This window comes from Cellulomonas sp. NEAU-ZC6, from assembly GCF_056844425.1.
Map to the genome: position 1 here is coordinate 211,679 of NZ_JBXFYH010000002.1, position 17,630 is coordinate 229,308.

Consider the following 17,630-nt stretch of genomic DNA (forward strand, 5'->3'; position numbering starts at 1 on the left):
ACGCACCCGGGGTCGTGGCATCGGCTCGCAGGCCGGTTCCGGGCGCCGGCCCTCCACCCGCGGGTGGAGGGCGGCGTCATCCCGTGGCCGGCGGTCGGCCTCGGCTCAGGGCGGCGACGGCTCAGGGCGGCGACGGCTCAGGGCGGCGGCGGCGCGGGCGGCGGCGCTGCGGGCGGTGCGGCCGGTGGTCCGGCCGAGGGCACGATGGTCACCGTCGAGCCGACGACGGTGCTGCCGGACGGGCTCTGCCGCACGACCGTCCCGGGCGGCGCCTCCGCGGGCTCGGGGGGCGCGACCTGGACGCGGAACCCGGCGGCCTGCAGCGCGGACCGCGCCCCGCCCTCGTCGCGGCCGACCACCCACGGCACGGGGACCTGCCGGCCGAGCACCTCGTCCTGGCCCGCCGCCGCGAACCCGGGCACGGTCTGCCCCTCCAGGGTGCGGGTCATGAAGCCCTTCCAGACGGGCACCGCGACCGACGACCCGAACACGTTGCGGATGTACCGGCCGTTGATGACGACGCCCTGCATCGGCAGCATGGCGTCGGCGTGGCCCACCCAGATCGCGGTCGCCCGCAGCGGGGTGTACCCGACGAACCAGGTGTGCTCGTTGTGCGACGTGGTCCCGGTCTTGCCGGCCGAGGGGAACGGCGGCGGGTCGGTGGCCGCGGTGCCCGACCAGACGTTCTGCAGCGCGTGGTTCACGGCGTTCGCGATCCGCGGCTCCAGCGCGCCCGGGGTGCAGCTGGACGCCGGCACGGGGAGCGGCGCCCCGTCGGTGTCCGTGACGGACGTGATCGCGACCGGGGTGCAGTAGGTGCCGCCGGACGCGAAGCCGGCGAACGCGGCGGCCATCGCCAGCGGCGCCACGGAGTCCGACCCGAGCACGTTGGCGGGCAGCGGGTCGAACGCGCCGTCGCCGGACTGCCCGCCCGCCTTGTGGATGCCCAGGGCGGTCGCGGTGTCGAACACCCCGCACAGGTCCACCTGCGAGGCGATGGCGATGTACCCGGAGTTCACCGAGTTCCGGGTGGCGTCCAGCACCGACATCACGCCGCCGGACCGCGGCCCCTCGGCGTTCGCGAACCGGTACTCGGTGCGCGGGTCCAGGCGGGTGCAGGGCGCGTCGAACTCGCCGAACCGGTAGGAGAACCGCCTGGCGTCCACCCGCTCGCTCAGGCTGTGCCCCTCCTTGAGCCACTGCGCCAGGGTGAACGGCTTGAAGGTCGAGCCGGGCGGGAAGCCGCTGCCGCCGCCGTAGCCGTGGTCCGTGTTGTAGTTGACGGCCGTCTCGCGGTCGCCGTGCTGCTGGGTGTTGTTGTAGACGCGGTTCTGCGCCATCGACGTGATCCGCCCGGTGCCCGGTTCGACCGTCACCAGCGTGGTCGCCACGCCCGACGGGTCGTCGACGGGGACGCCGCCCTTGAGCTCCTCGTCCGCGATGGTCTGCTCGCGCGGGTCGAGGGTGGTGGTGATGGTCAGCCCGCCGCGGTACAGCAGGTCGATCCGCTCGTCCTCGGTCGGGCCGAACGCCGGGTCGTTGCGGATCACCTTGGTGACGTAGTCGCAGAAGTACCCGGACCCGCGCACCACGGCGTCGGCGGCCATGCAGCCGACCGGCCGGGTGTCCACGCGCAGCAGCTCGGCGATCGGCACCGCGGTCGCGGCGGCCACCTCCTCCGCCGTGACGTAGCCCTGCTCCTGCATGAGGCGCAGCACCAGGTCACGGCGCTCCTGGGCGGTCTCGGGGTTGCGCACCGGGTCGTTGGCGGTCGGGCTCTGCGTGACGCCGGCGATGGTCGCGGCCTCCGGCGCGGTCAGCTCGGCCGCCGGCTTGCTGAAGTATCGCTGGGCCGCGGCCTGCACCCCGTAGGTGTTCAGGCCGAACTGGGCGATGTTCAGGTAGCCCTCGAGGATCTGGTCCTTGGTCATCTCCTTCTCGAGCGCGATCGCCAGCTTCGCCTCGCGCAGCTTGCGGGCGTAGCCCTCGGCGCCGTCCGCCTCGCGGGCCGCCTCGGCCGCGGCGTGGTCGCCCTCGCGCACCGCCCGCTCGATCAGGACGTTCTTGATGAACTGCTGGGTCAGGGTCGAGGCGCCCTCGGTGCGCTGCGGGTGCTGCAGGTTGCGCACCAGGGCCCGGAGCATGCCCTCGGGATCGATGCCCCCGTGCCGGTAGAACCGCTTGTCCTCGATGGCGATGACGGCCTGGCGCATCGGCTCGGACACCGCGGCGAGCGGCACGACCTGGCGGTTCTCCGCCCAGAACGTCGCGAGCACCGTCGTGCCGTCCGCCGCGAGCACCGTCGACCGCTCCGACAGCGGCTGGCGCTCCAGCTCGGTCGGCAGCTCCTCGAACGCCTCGACGGCGAGGTCGGTGGTCCCGTCGGCGACGGCCACCGTCGGCAGCACCAGCGCGGCGGTCAGCAGCCCGCCGAGCACCGCCGTGAGCACGAACGCCACCAGCAGCGCGACCGCCCTCGTGACGGACATGCGCCGCGCGCTGGGGCGCCGGCCCGGTGCCATGCTCGACACGGTAGGGCAGGGCGTCCCGGTGCGCGCCCCTGCTCCGCGGCAGTCATCCGCCGGGGGTGAGGGCGCGCCCGGGACCCTCCGGGGCGGCCTAGAAGTCGCCGCCCCCGAAGTCCCCGCCGAAGCCGCCCCCGCCGAAGTCCCCGCCGAACCCGCCACCGTCGTAGCCGCCGGAGTCGTAGCCGCCGGAGTCGCCCCAGCCGCCGCCGTCGGCGGACACGTCGCCGCCGGCGTCCGCACCGGTGTCCGCACCGGCGTCGCCGCCCGCGTCCCCGCCGCCGTCCGCCGCGGCGTCGCCCCCGCCGTCGGACAGGTCGAGCAGGCTGTCGGCGATCGCCGTGCCGACGAAGGCGCCGGCGACGCTGGCCAGCAGCGACCCGGCGATCATGCCGCCCATGCCGATGCCGCCGCCCATGCCCCCGCCCATGCCCCCCGTGCCGCCGCCCGCGCCCGGACGGCCGAAGGTGCGCTCGAGCGTGCCGGGCTGCCGGAGCTCGGCACGGGTGGCCATCCGGGCGAGCGAGCGCGGGTCGTCGTCCGCCGCGCGCTCGCCCGGCGGCACCTCGGCGGCCAGCCCGTCGAGCACCTGGCGGCGCTGCTCGGGGGTCAGCTGCGCGAACGCCTCGGCGTGCGCCTGCTCCAGCGCGTCCGGCGGCGCGGTGCGCAGCAGGTAGCGGTACCGCTCGATCGCGACCTGGTCCGGGTCGGCCGGGCCGGCCGAGGCTCGAGCGTCCGTCGGCTGCGGAGCGTACGGCTGCGGCGCGTACTGCGGCTGCCGGGGGGTCTCGCGGCCCAGCAGGCGGTCCAGGAAGCCCATGGTCGTCACCTCTCGTCGTGGTCCCCGGGGAACGGTCCGGCGCCCGCACCGGTTCCCGCGGACCTCCGTGCCAGCATCGGCGCGGGCGGACCGTGCCGCCACCGCTCCCGGCCTCGTGCGCCCCGCCGGCGGCTGCGACGGAAAGGGGTGGGCGGGCCAGGTCGCGGCTGCCTAGGCTGCGGACGTGGACGAGCAGCGGCCCGGCGCCGGCCCCGAGCGGTTCCTGGTGCGCGGACGCGTCGAGACGATGCCGCGGCGGCGCGCCGACCGGGACCTGCTGCTGCGGTGGCTGGCGCAGCAGGTGCTGCCCCTGGAGGACCCGGTGCCCGAGCGGGCGCTGACCGAGCGGATCGCCGCGCTGGCGCGGGACCCGGTCGGGCTGCGGCGCGACCTGGTGGACGCGGGCCTGGTCACGCGCACCCGGGACGGGGCCGAGTACTGGCGCACCCGCGTCACGGAGTTCGACCCGGTCTGAGCGGGGTGCCGGCGGGAACGACGAAGCCCCGCAGCACCTGGGGTGCTGCGGGGCTTCGTGACCGTGGCTCCGACCGGCGTCGATCCGGTGACCTTTCGATTTTCAGTCGAACGCTCTACCAACTGAGCTACAGAGCCCTGATACGACTACACCGGCCCAGGGGACCGGTGTGATCGAGCGACCCCGACGGGACTTGAACCCGCGACCTCCGCCGTGACAGGGCGGCGCGCTAACCAACTGCGCTACGGGGCCTCGTTGTGAGACCTATTCTTCCACATGCACTGCTCGTACCCCCAACGGGATTCGAACCCGTGCTACCGCCGTGAAAGGGCGGGGTCCTGGGCCGCTAGACGATGGGGGCTTGTCGCCCCTGACGTCGAGGCGTCTTCAGACCGGTGATGACTCTACGGGTACGTCCGCGGATCCTCCAAATCGGCGAGGATGGGCCCGTGGTGGACATGTCGCGCGAGGACTTCGAGGACGCCGTCCGGGACGGGCTGGACCGCATCCCGCCCGAGCTGGCGGCCCAGATGGACAACGTCGTGGTGCTGGTGGAGGACGAGGCACCGGCGGACGACCCCGAGCTGCTCGGGCTCTACGAGGGGGTGCCCCTGACCGAGCGGGGGGAGTTCTGGGCGGCCGGATCGCTGCCGGACCGGATCACGATCTTCCGGTTGCCGACGCTCGCGATGTGCGAGGACCGCGAGGACGTCGTCGAGGAGGTCGCGATCACGGTGGTGCACGAGATCGCGCACCACTTCGGGATCGACGACGACCGGCTGCACGCGCTCGGCTGGGCCTGATCCTTGCCGGGCATCGAGGGAGAGCGATAACATCGATGAGTAACGATCATTTGCGGGACCGGCCCGCGCTGCACGACCACGACGGCGTCCCGGGCGGGACGCACGCGCACGCCGACGTCGTCGCGGTCCTGCACGCGCTGGCCGACCCCACGCGGCTGTCGCTCGTCCACCTGCTCGCGGACGGCGCGCGGCGGGTCGTCGACCTGACCGGGGCGCTCGGCCTCGCGCAGTCGACGGTCTCCGCGCACCTGGCCACGCTGCGGGCGGCCGGGCTGGTGGTCGCGACACCCGAGGGCCGGGCCACGCGGTACGCGCTGGCCGACCCCGAGCTGGACGAGCTGCTGGGCGCTGCCGAGCGGGTCGTCGCGCGGACGGAAGGACGGCGATGGGGCACGGGCACGGGGGTCACGACCACGGCGTGACCGCGGCGCAGGCCCACCGGGGCCGGCTGATCGTGGTGCTCGCGATCACGCTGACCGTGATGGTGGCCGAGGTGGTCGGCGGGCTGCTGTCCGGCTCGGTGGCCCTGGTCGCCGACGCCGGGCACATGCTCACCGACGCCGCGGGGGTCTCGCTGGCCCTGGTCGCGACGTCGCTGGCCCGCCGCCCCGCGACCGCGCGCCGGACGTTCGGCTGGCAGCGTGCCGAGATCCTCGCCGCGCTCACCAACGCGCTGATCCTCACGGTCGTCGCGGTCCTGGCGGTGGTCGGCGGGGTCCGCCGGGTGGCCGAGCCGGGGGAGGTCGAGGCCGGGCTGATGCTCGGCGTCGCGGTCCTCGGCCTGGTCGCGAACGCCGTCGGCCTGGCGCTGCTGCGGCCCGGGCAGCAGGAGTCGCTGAACGTGCGCGGGGCGTACCTGGAGGTGCTGGGGGACCTGCTCGGGTCGGTCGCGGTGATCGCCGCCGCGGTGGTGGTGCTGACCACGGGGTTCGTCGCGGCGGACGGCCTGGCGTCGGTCGTCATCGGCGTGCTCATCGCGCCCCGCGCGTGGAGCCTGCTGCGGGACGTCGGCGCGGTGCTGCTGGAGGCGACGCCGCCCGGGGTGGACCTCGACGCGGTGCGGTCGCACATCTGCGGCGTCCCCGGCGTGCTGGGCGTGCACGACCTGCACGCGTGGACGATCACCTCGGGCGTGCCGGTGCTGTCGGCGCACGTGGAGGTGCCGGCAGACGTGCTGGCCCGCGGGGAGTCCGGGCGGGTGCTCGCCGACCTGCGGCGCTGCCTGTCGGGGCACTTCGACGTCGACCACTGCACGTTCCAGCTGGAGCCCCCGGAGGCGCGGGAGGCCCGCACGCACGCGTGACGCCCGGGCGCGGACGGTGCCCCGCTACGCTCGGTCGGGTGACCGAGCCCGCGACCTCCGCCCGCACCCGCCTCGGCGTGGTGATCCTGCCGCAGCAGCGCTGGGCGCAGGCCCGCCGCACGTGGGAGCGGGCCGAGGAGCTCGGGTTCGACCACGCGTGGACCTACGACCACCTGGCGTGGCGCTCGCTGGCGGACGAGCCGTGGTTCGCCACGGTTCCGCTGCTGGCCGCGGCCGCGGCCGTGACGGAGCGGATCCGGCTGGGCACCTGGGTCGCCAGCCCGAACTTCCGGCACCCCGTGCCGTTCGCCAAGGACGTGATGGGCCTCGACGACGTGGCCGGGGGCCGGTTCCTGCTCGGGCTCGGTGCGGGCGGCGAGGGCTTCGACGCCGGCGTGCTCGGCCCGGCGCCGACCCGCGGCGAGCGCACCCGCCGGTTCGAGGAGTTCGTCGAGCTGCTGGACCGGCTGCTGACCCACCCGGTGACGGACCACGAGGGCACGTTCTACGAGGCGCACGGCGCGCGGATGCACCCCGGCACGGTGGCGCAGCCGCGCACCCCGTTCGTGATCGCGGCGAACGGACCGCGGGCGATGGCCGTGGCGGCGCGGCACGGGCAGGGCTGGGCGACGTACGGGCCGACGTTCGAGCCGGGCGAGGCCGAGGGCTCGACCGCGGCGGCGCAGGAGGCGTGGTGGACCGGCCTGGCGGGGATGGTCGACCAGCTGCGGGAGATCGCCGGCCGCCTGGCGCCCTCCGGCGTGGTGCCGGACCTCTACCTGAACCTCGACGGCGCGCCCGTGTTCTCGCTCACGTCGGCGGACACGCTGGTCGAGGGCGTGGAGCGGGCGGCGGACCTCGGGTTCACGGACGTGGTGGTGCACTGGCCGCGCGCCGAGGGCATCTACGCGGGGTCCGAGGACGTGCTCGAGGAGGGGCTGTCCCGCCTCGGGAGGTGAGGCAGGACCGGGGCCGGCGCAGGGGGGCTCCGACCCCGGTCGTCGGGGGCCTCAGTGGGCCTGGCGCGCCTCCCAGGCGCTGGCGACCATCTCGGTCAGCGTGTGCCGCATGACCCAGTCGAGGTCGCGCGCGGCCGCCTCGCCGGACGCGACGATCCGGTCGGGGTCGCCGGCGCGGCGCGGGGCGATCTCGGGCTCGAAGGCGATGCCCGTGCCCTGCGCCATCGCGGTCATGATCTCCCGCACCGAGACGCCGTCGCCGGAGCCCAGGTTGTAGACGCGCTGCAGCTCGCGGCCCTCGGACAGGGCGCGCGCGGCGGCGACGTGCGAGGTGGCCAGGTCCGCGACGTGCACGTAGTCCCGGACGCAGGTCCCGTCGGGCGTGGCGTAGTCGGTGCCGTTGATCCGCGGGGTGCGGCCCTCCGCCAGGGCGTCGAGCACCAGCGGGAACAGGTTGTGCGGGCTGGTGTCGTACAGGTCGGGGGTGCCGGAGCCGACCACGTTGAAGTACCGCAGCGAGGTGTGGTGCAGCTCGGTGGCGCGCGCCTGGTCGCGCAGCAGCCACTCGCCGATCAGCTTGGACTCGCCGTAGGGCGACTCCGGCGTCGTCGGGGTGTCCTCGGTGACCAGGTCGACGTCCGGCGTGCCGTAGACGGCCGCGCTGGAGGAGAACACGATCCGGCGGACGTCGGCGGCCTCCATCGCCTGCAGCAGGTGCGCGGTGCCGGTGACGTTCTGCTCGTAGGTGTGCAGGGGGCGCTGCACGGAGACGCCGGCGTACTTGAACCCCGCCAGGTGCACGACGCCCGTGACCCGGTGCTCGCGGAGCGCCTCGGTCACCAGCGCGGTGTCCAGGATCGAGCCCGTGACGAACGGGACGTCGTCCGGCACGAACTGCCGGTGCCCGGACGACAGGTCGTCCAGCACGACGGCGGGGATGCCGACCTGCCCGAACGCCCGCACCACGTGCGATCCGATGTACCCCGCGCCTCCGGTCACCATCCACGTCATGCCGCCAGCCTAACCCCGCCCTGGTGCTTTCTGGTCGGAATCGGTGGTTCCTGTTCGATCGCGGGTGCGGCGACGGTCGGCCCGGCCGCCCGGATCGGGCTCGTCCGCGCCCCACCGGTGCGCGGGCTCGTGCGTGCGCCCGCGATGAGGCAGAGTGCACCGCAGACGGGGCAGAGGTGGCACCGCGGCCGCCTCGGCCGCCCCGACCGCTCCGGTGGTGCCGCGACAGATGCTCAGTATGCTGACCATCTACTCGAGACCTGGGAGGACGCCGTGCGCAGTGCTCACCGCGCCCGCAGCACCGACGCCCGCGCGGGCCTGGTCGCGGACGCCCCCGCGGCGCACGGCCAGGCCGGCGCGCTCGGCCTCGCCCCAGAATCCGCCGTTCCCGGCGACCTCGCCACCCGGGTCGAGGACGGCGTCGCCGCGGTCCGCCTGCTGCTGGCCGACGACGCGGCGCGGCGTCGCGCCCGTGCGCGCGAGCTCGCGGTCGAGCACGCCGCCCTGTGGCGCACGCTCGGCGAGCAGCTCGGCGGCGGCCGGCTGATGCGCCCGCGGCTGACGGTGGCTGCCTACCTGGGGCTCGGCGGCACCGACCTCGCCGCGGTGGCCCCGGTGGCGGCGGCGCAGGAGATGCTGCACACGGCGATGCTGGTGCACGACGACGTGCTCGACCACGACGACACCCGGCGGGGCCGGCCCAACCTCACGGGCACCGCCCGCCGCCGGCTGGCCGCGCGCGGCGTCGTCGGGCCGGCGGCGGACGACCCGGTGCTCGCCGCAGGGCTGCTGGGCGGGGACCTGGCGATCGCCGCGGCCTTCGACCTGGTGGCCTCCGCGCCGGTGGCGCCGGCCGTCCTGCTGCGGGTGGTCCGGCAGCTGGCGGGCGCGGTCGACACGACGGTCGCCGGCGAGCTGCTGGACGTCACCGGCGCCCTGCACGGCCCGACCGCCGTGGACGCGCTGCGCGTCGCCGAGCTCAAGACGTCGGTCTACTCGTGCTGCGCGCCGCTGTCCGCGGGCGCGGTGCTCGCCGGCGCCGACGACGGGGTGCTCGGGGTGCTCGACCGGTTCGGCACGGCGTTCGGGGTGGCGTTCCAGCTGCTCGACGACGAGCTGGGCGTGTTCGGCGACCCGGCGGTCACCGGCAAGTCCGTGCTGTCCGACCTGCGCGAGGGCAAGCGCACCGAGCTGCTGCGCCTCGCGTACCTGCGGGCGGACGCCGCGCAGCGCGCCGTGCTGGACGGCACGGTCGGCCGCGCCGACCTCGGCGAGGACGACGCCGCGCGGGTCCGCGCCGTGCTCGAGGAGTCGGGCGCCCTGCACGAGGCGCGGCTGGTCCGCGCGGACGCCGTCCGCACCGCGCGCAGCACCGCCGCGGGCGGGCTGCCGGAGCCGCTGGCCCGCTACCTGACGGCGCTGGTCGACGCGACCGCCGGGGTGGCCGCGTGACGGCGGAGCGTCCCGGGGCCCGCGCCGCCGGCGCCGCGCTGTACGACCGCACCGCCGCCCGCGCCAGCCGCGCGGTGCTCGCGGGGTACTCGACGTCGTTCGGCCTGGGCACCCGCCTGCTCGGCCCGCGGGCCCGCCGGGACATCGAGGCCGTGTACGCGCTGGTGCGGATCGCCGACGAGGTGGTCGACACCCGCGGCGGGGCCGACGCCGGCGCGCTGCTGGACGAGCTCGAGGCGCAGACCGCCCGCGCTATGGCGGCGGGGTACTCGACGAACCTCGTCGTGCACGCCTTCGCGCGCACCGCGCGGCGGGTCGGCATCGGCCCGGAGCAGGTGGACCCGTTCTTCGCGTCGATGCGCGCGGACCTCACGGTGCGGGTGCACGACCGGGACTCCTACGAGCGGTACGTCTACGGGTCGGCCGAGGTGGTCGGGCTGATGTGCCTGCAGGTGTTCCTCAACGCGGACCGGCTGCCCCGCGAGCCGGTGCGGCGCCCGGACGCGGAGACGGTGGACGGCGCGCGGGCGCTCGGCGCTGCGTTCCAGAAGATCAACTTCCTGCGCGACCTGGGGGCGGACTCCGGCGAGCTCGGCCGGAGCTACTTCCCGGGCGTCGGCCCGGACGGCCCGACCGACGCCCAGCTGGCGGCGATCCTCGACGAGATCGCGGCGGACCTGGCCCGGGCGCGCGCCGCGCTGCCCCGGCTGCCGCGCCGGGCGCGGACCGCGGTGGCGGCGACGCTCGCGCTGTACGACCGGCTGCTGGAGGACCTGGCGCGCACGCCGCCCGAGCAGGTGCTGGCCACCCGGGTGCGGGTGAGCACGCCGCGCAAGGTCGCGGTGCTGGCGCGGACGGTCGGGGCGCAGGCCGTCGACGCGGCGCGGGACAGGGTGACCGGCGGCGCGCCGGCACGGACGACGGACGACGGAGGCAGCGCGTGACGGGACGGGTGGTCGTGGTCGGCGGCGGGATCGGCGGCCTGGCGACCGCCGCCCTGCTCGCGCGGGGCGGCGCCGAGGTGACGCTGCTGGAGCGGCACGACCACGTCGGCGGGCGCACCGGCACGCTCGCGCTGGACGGGTTCCGGTTCGACACCGGGCCGTCCTGGTACTTCATGCCCGAGGTGTTCGCGCACTTCTTCGCGCTGCTCGGCGAGCGCATCGAGGACCACGTCGACCTGGTGCGGCTGGACCCGGCGTACCGGCTGTTCGCGGAGCCGGACGCCCCGGGGGCCGCCTCCGAGCCGTTCGACGTCACCGCCGACCCCGAGCAGAACTTCGCCCTCTTCGAGGCGATGGAGCCGGGCGCGGGCGAGGCGTTCTGCCGGTACACCGCGGAGTCGTCCGAGGCGTACCGCACGGCCCTGGACCACTTCCTGTACACGACGTTCGAGCGTCCCGACCGGGCCATCACCGGCGACGTCGCCCGGCGGGCGGGCACCCTCGGCAAGCTGCTCACGCAGACCCTCGCGCAGAAGGTCGCGCGCACCACCGACCACCCCGTGCTGCGGCAGGTGCTCGGGTACCACGCGGTGTTCCTCGGCTCGTCGCCGTACCGGGTGCCCGCGCTGTACTCCCTGATGAGCCACCTGGACCTGGTGGACGGCGTGCAGTACCCGCGCGGCGGCATGTACACCGTGATCCAGGCGATCGAGAAGCTGGCCCGGGCGCACGGCGTCGACATCCGCACGGGTGCCGAGGTGGTCGAGGTCGAGGTGGACGACGCCCCGCGCTCGCTGCGGCACCCGCGCCGCAGCGGGGTGGCGCGCGGCGTCCGGCTGGCGTCCGGCGAGGTCGTGCCCGCCGACGTCGTCGTGTCCGGCGCGGACCTGTTCCACACCGAGACCGCGCTGCTGCCCGCCGCGCACCGCGCGCTGCCCGAGCCGTGGTGGGACGACCGGACCCCCGGGATCTCCGCGCTGCTGGTCATGGCCGGCGTGCGCGGCGAGCTGCCCGAGCTGGCGCACCACTCGCTCTTCTTCACCCGGGACTGGCCCGGCAACTTCGACGCGATCCTCGGTCCCGGCCGCAGCTCGCGGCCCGAGGACCTGCGGGTGCCGGAGGTCGCGTCCCTGTACGTGTCCCGCACCACCGCGACCGACCCCGACGCCGCGCCGCCGGGGCACGAGAACCTGTTCGTCCTCGTGCCCTTCCCCGCCGACCCGACGATCGGCGCGGGGCCGGCCGGCGCCGCCGAGCTCGACTCGTACGCCGACCGCTACCTGGACCAGGTGGGCACCTGGGCGGGGGTGCCCGGGCTCCGGGAGCGGGTCGTCACCCGCAAGGTGGTCGGGCCGGCCGACTTCGCGCGGGACTTCTCCGCCTGGCGCGGCACGGCGCTCGGCATGGAGCACACCCTCGCGCAGAGCGCGATGTTCCGGCCCGCCGACCGCTCGGCCAAGGTCCCCAACCTGCTGCACGTCGGCGGTGGCACCGTCCCGGGCGTCGGGCTGCCGATGTGCCTGATCAGCGCGGAGCTGGTGGCCAAGCGCCTGCTGGGCGAGACCTCGCCGAGCCCGCTGCCGACCCCGCTGCGGCGCGGGTTCCTGGACGCCGCGCGGACGCGCGGGGCCTGGGCGGAGCACGGGTGATCGCCTTCGCGTACCTCGGTGCCCTGCTGCTGGCGCTCGGCGGCCTCGCCATGATCGACCACCGCTGGCGGCTCGCGTTCTGGGACCGGCCGCGCACCGCGGCGCTGTGCGTGGGGACCGGCGTGGTCGGGTTCCTGCTCTGGGACGTCGCCGGGCTGCTGCTCGGGATCTTCGCCCGCGGGCAGAGCCCGCACATGACCGGGCTGCTGCTCGCGCCGGACCTCCCGGTCGAGGAGGCGGTGTTCCTCACGCTGCTCTGCTACAACGCGCTGCTCGCGTGGCGCGGGCTGGACCGGGCGCTCGCCGCCCGCACGACGAGGAGGGTCGCGCGGTGACCAACATCGTGCTCAACGTGATCGTGCTGGTGGCGCTCACCGCCGTGTCGTGGCGGGTGCTGCGCCGGCTGCGGCCCGGGCCCGTGGTCGGCGCCGCGCTGGTGCTGTGCCTGCTGACGATGGTGTTCGACACCCTGATGATCGCCGCCGACCTGTACATCTTCGACCCCGACAAGATCCTCGGGGTCTACCTGTGGGGAGCCCCGTTGGAGGACTTCGCGTACGCGATCGCCGCCGCGCTCGCGATGCCGGTGCTGTGGACCGTGCTGGAGCGACGCGCTGCCGTGCGTGCAGCCGCCGACGGCCGGGAGGGCGCCGCGTGAGGGAGGTGCTCGCGGCCAGCCGGCCGTTCTCCTGGATCAACACCGCGTACCCGTTCGCCGCCGGCTACCTGCTGGCCACGGAGGGTCGGGTCGACCTCACGTTCGTCGTCGGGACGCTGTTCTTCCTCGTCCCCTACAACCTGCTGATGTACGGCGTGAACGACGTGTTCGACTACGCCTCCGACCTGCGCAACCCGCGCAAGGGCGGCATCGAGGGCGGGCTCGTGGACCCCGCGGCAGCGCGGTCGGTGCACCGGCGGATCCTGTGGGCCAGCGGGCTGTCCGTGCTGCCGTTCCTGGCCTACCTGCTGGCGGTGGGCTCGCTCGCCGCGAACCTGACGCTGGCGCTCGTGGTGTTCCTGGTGGTCGCCTACTCGGCGCCGGTGCTGCGGTTCAAGGAGCGCCCGGTGCTGGACTCGGCGACGTCGGCGATGCACTTCGTCGGGCCGCTGCTGTACGCGCTGGTGCTGGTCGGGGCGGACCTCGGCGCGCGGACCGTGTGGCCGGTGCTCGTGGCGTTCGTGCTGTGGGGGATGGCGTCGCACGCCTTCGGCGCGGTGCAGGACGTCCGCGCCGACCGCGAGGGCGGCATCGCCTCGGTGGCCACCGTGCTCGGGGCGCACGCCACCGTGGTGGCCGCGACCGTCGGCTACGTGCTGGCCGCCGGCGTGCTGCTCGCGCTGCCGTGGCCGGGCCGGCTCGCCGCGGTGCTGCCCGTCGCGTACGCGGTGAGCACCGCCCGGTTCTGGTCGGTCCGGGACGAGGACTGCGAGCGCGCCAACGCCGGCTGGCGGACGTTCCTCTGGCTCAACCTCCTGGTGGGTTTCCTCGTGACGATGCTCCTGATCGCGATCGCGCTGACGTCCTGAACCACCGCGCGGTCCGCCGACCGCGGCGCGCGAGGACCGTCCTGTGCAGGTCGTGCGGAGGCTCCGCACGACCCCGCCCCTCAGGTGGTGCCGTCTCGGCAGGGCGTGTTCGATGGCTCGCGTGATCTCTGCAGCAACGACCGAAGAAGCCGTCGACACCGCCCAGGACGTCCTCGTCCCCGTGCTCTCCGTGGCGGGTGCCGTCGTCGTCGCCCTGCTCGTGGCGGTGCTGGTCGGCATCCTCGTCCGCACCCTCGCCAAGAAGTCCTTCATCGCCGCCGACCTGGCCCGGCGCGCCAAGCGGCCGCTGCGCGCCGTGCTCATCGTCATCGCCGTCTGGATCGCGCTGCGGATCTCGGTGCCGGACGCGACGTGGGAGACGTCGTGGATGGGCGCGATCGGGCACGTGCTGGTCATCGCCCTGATCGGCACCGCGACCTGGCTGGTGGGCACGCTGGCGTTCGTCGTCGAGGACGCCGCGCTGTCCCGGTACCGGGTCGACGTCAAGGACAACCGGCACGCCCGCCGGGTGCGGACCCAGGTGCAGCTGCTGCGCCGGATCACCGTGGCGGTCCTGGTGGTCGTGGCCGTGGCCGCCGTGCTGCTGACCTTCCCCGGCGTGAGCGCGTTCGGCGCCAGCCTGCTGGCCTCCGCCGGCGTGCTGTCCATCGTCGCCGGCCTCGCCGCCCAGAGCTCGCTGGCCAACGTGTTCGCCGGGCTGCAGCTCGCGTTCACCGACGCCATCCGCGTCGACGACGTCGTCATCGCGGACGACGAGTGGGGGCGGATCGAGGAGATCACGCTGACCTACGTCGTCGTGCACGTGTGGGACGACCGGCGGCTGATCCTGCCGTCGACGTACTTCACCCAGACCCCCTTCGAGAACTGGACCCGGCGCGCCGCCGACCTGCTCGGCACCGTCGAGCTGGACGTCGACTGGCAGGTGCCCGTCGACGAGCTGCGGGCCGAGCTGAACCGGCTGCTGCAGGAGACCGACCTCTGGGACCACCGGGTCGGCATCCTGCAGGTCACCGACGCCGTCAACGGCTGGGTGCGGCTGCGGGCGCTCGCCAGCGCCGCCGACGCCCCGACGCTGTTCGACCTGCGCTGCTACATCCGCGAAGGCCTGGTCACCTACCTGCAGGCGTCCGCGCCGCAGGGCCTGCCCCGGACCCGCATCGAGACGACCAAGGGCGCGCCGCTCCCCGCCGTCGAGGCCGCGCCGGCGCGCCGCCCGCGACCCGCGACCGGCTCGCACGCCGTCGTCGAGCCGCGGCCCGAGACCGGGCAGCTCGACGCCCGCCTGTTCACCGGCAGCGTCGAGGCGATGCAGCGCGCCGGGTCGTTCGCCGGCCCGGGAGAGGACGTGATCGCCGAGCGCGAGGAGCACGCCGCCGAGGCGCGCCAGGACGAGGGCGCGGCCCCGGTGCCGGGCCGCTCGTCCGGCGGCCGGCGGGGTGCCGACGACGCGGGTCCCGGGACCGCGGCCGTGCCCGTGGCGCGGGACGCCGCTGCGGCGCCGGCTGCCGCTGGCGGTGCTGCCGGTGCTGCCGCGGGAGGTGCGCCGAGCGGGACGGGCGCCGTCCCTGCGGCCTCGACCGGTGCAACCCCCGCCGACACTGCTGCCGCGGACGCGGCCCGGACCGATACCGACGAGGCCGTGCCGACCGGGACCGCTGCGACGGCGGCGAGCGGCGCGGACACCGGCGCCGCGGGTGTTCCGGCGGTGGCCGACGAGGCGCCCCGGCGGGACACGGCACCGCCGTCGGTCCCGGTCCCCGCAGCCGAGCCGGCACCGGGCACCGACGCGGGCACCGACCCCGGCACGATGGTCCTGCCGGCCTTCGCCGACACGACGGCCACGTTCCCGGCCACGACCGAGCCGCTGGCGAACGATGCCGGACCCGCCACCGCGGCGACGGAGGCCCAGCCGGAGGTCGCGGGGGACGAGCAGCCCGCGCCGCCGACGCGCCGCTCGGTCCGCAGCGCCCCGGTCGACCCCCGCACCCGCCGGGGCTGACCCCCCGCGCGCGTCAACCCGCCCGGGCCCCGCGCTCGCCCGCTGCACCGCTCGTCCGCTGCGCAGCTCGCATGCTGCGCTGCTCGCCTGCTGCACCGCTCGCCCGCCGCGCCGCTCGTCTGCGCGGGCTCCGGGTCGCCGAGATGACAACTCCCGCCTGTCCGGCTCCTCGCTCGCACAGGCGCGGAGTGTCATCTCGGCGAGTGGCGCCGGGCGCGGCGTGGTGTGCGGGGTGACGCGGCGCCGGCGCGACGGGTGCCGCGCGGCGTGCGCGGGCGCGTCCAGGGCGGGAGGGTGCGGGATGCGCGCCGCGCTGTCCAGCGGGCTCCGCGCAGCGGACCTCGCGGGTCTCGCCCAGCGGACCCGCGGTTGCGTCGCCGCTGATCCCGGAACACGGTGGAGGAGTCCGATGGTCGCGGCGCCCTGGTTCCGCGACCGCCACCGGCAACCGAGAGGGGCCTTCGTGCTCACCCTGACCGACAACGCCAGCACCGCCGTCCGCGACCTGACCTCCCGCGCCGGGCTCCCCGACTCCGGGGGCCTGCGGATCGCGGAGTCGGAGCAGCAGCTCGGCTCGTTCGAGCTCGCGCTCGTGCCCGAGGCGGTCCCCGGTGACGAGGTCATCGACGCCGCGGGCGCCACGGTGTTCGTCTCGCAGCAGACGTCCACGCTGCTCGCCGACCTCACGCTGGACGCCGACCCGGCGGCCACGGGGAACCCGGGCTTCACGCTCGCGCCGCAGGGCTGACAACCCCCGCACGCCACGAGGGCCCGCGCATCCGGATCGGATGTGCGGGCCCTCGTCGTGCCGGGCACGCCTCCCGGTGTCCCACCGGGAGGCGCTGGAGCCCGGCACGGTCCGGCGGCGGTGTCCCACCGCTCGCCGGACCGGGTCGGTGCGCGGCGCTCGCGAGGAGCGCCGGCGGCGTCAGGCGCGGGCGCCCTTGCGGCCGGTCAGCGCGCCGTAGATCAGCAGCACGACGATCGAGCCGGCGATGGCGAGCAGCCAGGTCTGGATGGACCAGAAGTCCTCCAGCGGGGCGTCGAACAGCACGCTCCCGAGCCACCCACCCAGCAGGGCGCCGACGACGCCGAGCAGCAGAGTCACGAACCAGCCACCGGCCTGGCGTCCGGGCAGGATCGCCTTCGCGATCGCCCCAGCGATCAGCCCCAGCAGCAGGAAAGCGAAGAAACCCATCTGGCACCTCCAAGGTTGCAGTTCGAACGGGGATGACCGTCCCACGACTGCGAGCGGTCCGCATCCGGAACGGCTGCGAGGGCGCTGGTGAGCGGCCCGCGCGGCGGCCGGGTCAGGACATCTGGCTCATCACGAGGGCGCCCAGCGCGAACCCGACGACGGTGGCGATCACGGCCACCACGAGCGCGATCTTGCCCAGGCGCTCCTTGCGGACGACGGCGAAGATGCCGGTCACGATGCCCGCGAGGCCGAACACGATCGGCAGGAACAGCACGGCGATCGCCGAGAGCACGAAGGTGATGATCGAGAGCACCGGCGTGCCGGTGACGACGGCGGGCGTGGTGGAACCGGTCGGGCCGGTCGGACCCTGTCCGTACGGGCTGGTCATGGCGTTCCCCTGTCTGTTCGCGGCACGGGTGTGCGCTGTCCGGAGCCGGCATCGAAGACGGCAGCCGCAAACTAGGGCGAAACGGGCATGCGCGCCCGCTGAGTGACGCGAATCACCCGGACGGGTGGTGCCTCAGGCGGCGGGGATCAGGTCGAACGCGTTGCCCTCGGGGTCGGTCAGGCTGACCCAGCGCGCCGCGCCGCCGACCGAGCCCACCCGGCGCGCGCCGAGGCGGACCAGCCGCTCGGACTCCCGCTCCAGGTCGGTGGTGACGAGGTCGAGGTGCAGGGCGTTGCGGATGACACCGCCCGCCCGGACGCGGTCGAAGACCAGGCGCGGGGCGCCGCCGTCGTCGAGCAGCTCGGCGTGCTCGGCGGTGGCACCGGGGGCGACGTCGCGGCCGAGCGCGCCGGCCCAGAACCGGGCGACGGCGTGCGCGTCGTAGGCGTCGAACGTGAGTCCGTGGAAGCTGCTGGCCATGAGGGCCTCCCTGGGGTGTCGAGCGGGGTGCGGCGCCGGCGTCGACGGGTGGTCGGGAGCGGCGTACCCTGGAACG

General features: G+C 75.4%; 19 protein-coding genes and 3 tRNA genes. 13 read left to right on the forward strand and 9 right to left on the reverse strand.

Going from position 1 to position 17,630, the window contains the following annotated elements; genetic code table 11:
* Positions 1 to 137: 137 nt before the first annotated feature.
* Positions 138 to 2,489 carry a transglycosylase domain-containing protein gene (locus tag AC1050_RS11020; RefSeq protein WP_482387451.1) on the reverse strand — a complete coding sequence of 784 codons (2,352 nt, stop codon included), beginning with the start codon at positions 2,487 to 2,489 and terminating at the stop codon, positions 138 to 140.
* A gap of 130 nt (positions 2,490 to 2,619) precedes the next feature.
* Positions 2,620 to 3,345 carry a hypothetical protein gene (locus AC1050_RS11025; protein ID WP_482387927.1) on the reverse strand — a complete coding sequence of 242 codons (726 nt, stop codon included), beginning with the start codon at positions 3,343 to 3,345 and terminating at the stop codon, positions 2,620 to 2,622.
* A gap of 184 nt (positions 3,346 to 3,529) precedes the next feature.
* Between AC1050_RS11025 and AC1050_RS11030 the strand changes: the two genes are divergently transcribed.
* Positions 3,530 to 3,820 (forward strand): DUF2087 domain-containing protein, encoded by a 291-nt coding sequence (locus AC1050_RS11030; RefSeq protein WP_482387452.1) that lies wholly within the window; start codon positions 3,530 to 3,532, stop codon positions 3,818 to 3,820.
* Positions 3,821 to 3,884: 64 nt separating this feature from the next.
* On the opposite strand, the gene AC1050_RS11035 is transcribed toward AC1050_RS11030, so the two are convergent.
* The 3 genes from AC1050_RS11035 to AC1050_RS11045 all read right to left on the reverse strand — a co-directional run bounded on the left by AC1050_RS11035 (position 3,885) and on the right by AC1050_RS11045 (position 4,181).
* Positions 3,885 to 3,957, reverse strand: a tRNA-Phe gene (locus AC1050_RS11035).
* Between the two features lie 41 nt (positions 3,958 to 3,998).
* Positions 3,999 to 4,072: transfer RNA gene (locus AC1050_RS11040), tRNA-Asp, on the reverse strand.
* A 36-nt stretch (positions 4,073 to 4,108) separates the two neighbouring features.
* A tRNA-Glu gene (locus AC1050_RS11045) sits at positions 4,109 to 4,181 on the reverse strand.
* A gap of 97 nt (positions 4,182 to 4,278) precedes the next feature.
* Here AC1050_RS11045 and AC1050_RS11050 point away from each other — a divergent pair.
* From AC1050_RS11050 to AC1050_RS11065, 4 genes are read left to right on the forward strand one after another with little or no spacing between them, the layout of a single operon-like run.
* Entirely contained in the window at positions 4,279 to 4,623 is a 345-nt protein-coding gene (locus tag AC1050_RS11050; RefSeq protein WP_482387928.1) for a metallopeptidase family protein, read from the forward strand.
* 35 nt (positions 4,624 to 4,658) lie between these two features.
* Positions 4,659 to 5,045, forward strand: coding sequence for an ArsR/SmtB family transcription factor (locus AC1050_RS11055; protein WP_482387453.1), 387 nt, complete (start codon positions 4,659 to 4,661; stop codon positions 5,043 to 5,045).
* A complete protein-coding gene (locus AC1050_RS11060) occupies positions 5,009 to 5,926 on the forward strand; it encodes a cation diffusion facilitator family transporter (protein WP_482387454.1) in 918 nt (305 codons plus the stop codon). The genes AC1050_RS11055 and AC1050_RS11060 overlap by 37 nt, the downstream gene beginning before the upstream one ends.
* Positions 5,927 to 5,964: 38 nt before the next feature.
* Positions 5,965 to 6,885, forward strand: coding sequence for an LLM class flavin-dependent oxidoreductase (locus AC1050_RS11065; RefSeq protein WP_482387455.1), 921 nt, complete (start codon positions 5,965 to 5,967; stop codon positions 6,883 to 6,885).
* Between the two features lie 51 nt (positions 6,886 to 6,936).
* On the opposite strand, the gene galE is transcribed toward AC1050_RS11065, so the two are convergent.
* Positions 6,937 to 7,896 (reverse strand): UDP-glucose 4-epimerase GalE, encoded by a 960-nt coding sequence (galE, locus tag AC1050_RS11070; RefSeq protein WP_482387456.1) that lies wholly within the window; start codon positions 7,894 to 7,896, stop codon positions 6,937 to 6,939.
* A 273-nt stretch (positions 7,897 to 8,169) separates the two neighbouring features.
* Between galE and AC1050_RS11075 the strand changes: the two genes are divergently transcribed.
* The 8 genes from AC1050_RS11075 (at position 8,170) to AC1050_RS11110 (ending at position 16,236) form a co-directional block, all read left to right on the forward strand.
* On the forward strand, positions 8,170 to 9,348 hold the full coding sequence (locus AC1050_RS11075; RefSeq protein ID WP_482387457.1) for a polyprenyl synthetase family protein: 1,179 nt from the start codon (positions 8,170 to 8,172) through the stop codon (positions 9,346 to 9,348).
* Positions 9,345 to 10,292, forward strand: coding sequence for a phytoene/squalene synthase family protein (locus AC1050_RS11080; RefSeq protein WP_482387458.1), 948 nt, complete (start codon positions 9,345 to 9,347; stop codon positions 10,290 to 10,292). The genes AC1050_RS11075 and AC1050_RS11080 overlap by 4 nt, the downstream gene beginning before the upstream one ends.
* The gene (crtI, locus tag AC1050_RS11085) at positions 10,289 to 11,941 is read left to right on the forward strand and encodes a phytoene desaturase family protein (RefSeq protein ID WP_482387459.1); all 1,653 of its coding nucleotides are present in this window, start codon (positions 10,289 to 10,291) and stop codon (positions 11,939 to 11,941) included. Before AC1050_RS11080 ends, crtI begins: the two co-directional genes overlap by 4 nt.
* A complete protein-coding gene (locus tag AC1050_RS11090; RefSeq protein ID WP_482387460.1) occupies positions 11,938 to 12,276 on the forward strand; it encodes a lycopene cyclase domain-containing protein in 339 nt (112 codons plus the stop codon). The genes crtI and AC1050_RS11090 overlap by 4 nt, the downstream gene beginning before the upstream one ends.
* Positions 12,273 to 12,599 carry a lycopene cyclase domain-containing protein gene (locus AC1050_RS11095; protein WP_482387461.1) on the forward strand — a complete coding sequence of 109 codons (327 nt, stop codon included), beginning with the start codon at positions 12,273 to 12,275 and terminating at the stop codon, positions 12,597 to 12,599. Before AC1050_RS11090 ends, AC1050_RS11095 begins: the two co-directional genes overlap by 4 nt.
* Positions 12,596 to 13,468, forward strand: coding sequence for a prenyltransferase (locus tag AC1050_RS11100; RefSeq protein WP_482387462.1), 873 nt, complete (start codon positions 12,596 to 12,598; stop codon positions 13,466 to 13,468). Before AC1050_RS11095 ends, AC1050_RS11100 begins: the two co-directional genes overlap by 4 nt.
* Positions 13,469 to 13,589: 121 nt before the next feature.
* Positions 13,590 to 15,488, forward strand: a complete 1,899-nt coding sequence (locus tag AC1050_RS11105; RefSeq protein WP_482387463.1) for a mechanosensitive ion channel family protein — start codon at positions 13,590 to 13,592, stop codon at positions 15,486 to 15,488.
* A 463-nt stretch (positions 15,489 to 15,951) separates the two neighbouring features.
* Positions 15,952 to 16,236 carry a Fe-S cluster assembly protein HesB gene (locus tag AC1050_RS11110; protein ID WP_482387464.1) on the forward strand — a complete coding sequence of 95 codons (285 nt, stop codon included), beginning with the start codon at positions 15,952 to 15,954 and terminating at the stop codon, positions 16,234 to 16,236.
* Positions 16,237 to 16,416: 180 nt separating this feature from the next.
* Here the strand turns inward: AC1050_RS11110 and AC1050_RS11115 are convergent, their stop codons facing one another.
* From AC1050_RS11115 to AC1050_RS11125, 3 genes are all read right to left on the reverse strand, one after another.
* Complete coding sequence (locus tag AC1050_RS11115) at positions 16,417 to 16,686, reverse strand: GlsB/YeaQ/YmgE family stress response membrane protein (protein WP_482387465.1); 270 nt, start codon at positions 16,684 to 16,686, stop codon at positions 16,417 to 16,419.
* Between the two features lie 112 nt (positions 16,687 to 16,798).
* Positions 16,799 to 17,074 carry a hypothetical protein gene (locus AC1050_RS11120; protein WP_482387466.1) on the reverse strand — a complete coding sequence of 92 codons (276 nt, stop codon included), beginning with the start codon at positions 17,072 to 17,074 and terminating at the stop codon, positions 16,799 to 16,801.
* Between the two features lie 132 nt (positions 17,075 to 17,206).
* Positions 17,207 to 17,554, reverse strand: a complete 348-nt coding sequence (locus AC1050_RS11125; protein ID WP_482387467.1) for a VOC family protein — start codon at positions 17,552 to 17,554, stop codon at positions 17,207 to 17,209.
* Positions 17,555 to 17,630 lie beyond the last annotated feature (76 nt).

Excerpts from the sequence above, each read along its gene's own strand:
- AC1050_RS11115 (WP_482387465.1), bottom strand. The coding sequence starts at position 16,686 with ATGGGTTTCTTCGCTTTCCTGCTGCTGGGGCTGATCGCTGGGGCGATC.
- AC1050_RS11025 (WP_482387927.1), bottom strand. The coding sequence starts at position 3,345 with ATGGGCTTCCTGGACCGCCTGCTGGGCCGCGAGACCCCCCGGCAGCCG.
- AC1050_RS11020 (WP_482387451.1), bottom strand. The coding sequence starts at position 2,489 with ATGTCCGTCACGAGGGCGGTCGCGCTGCTGGTGGCGTTCGTGCTCACG.
- AC1050_RS11055 (WP_482387453.1), top strand. The coding sequence starts at position 4,659 with ATGAGTAACGATCATTTGCGGGACCGGCCCGCGCTGCACGACCACGAC.
- galE (WP_482387456.1), bottom strand. The coding sequence starts at position 7,896 with ATGACGTGGATGGTGACCGGAGGCGCGGGGTACATCGGATCGCACGTG.
- AC1050_RS11060 (WP_482387454.1), top strand. The coding sequence starts at position 5,009 with ATGGGGCACGGGCACGGGGGTCACGACCACGGCGTGACCGCGGCGCAG.
- AC1050_RS11120 (WP_482387466.1), bottom strand. The coding sequence starts at position 17,074 with ATGACCAGCCCGTACGGACAGGGTCCGACCGGCCCGACCGGTTCCACC.
- AC1050_RS11125 (WP_482387467.1), bottom strand. The coding sequence starts at position 17,554 with ATGGCCAGCAGCTTCCACGGACTCACGTTCGACGCCTACGACGCGCAC.
- AC1050_RS11050 (WP_482387928.1), top strand. The coding sequence starts at position 4,279 with ATGTCGCGCGAGGACTTCGAGGACGCCGTCCGGGACGGGCTGGACCGC.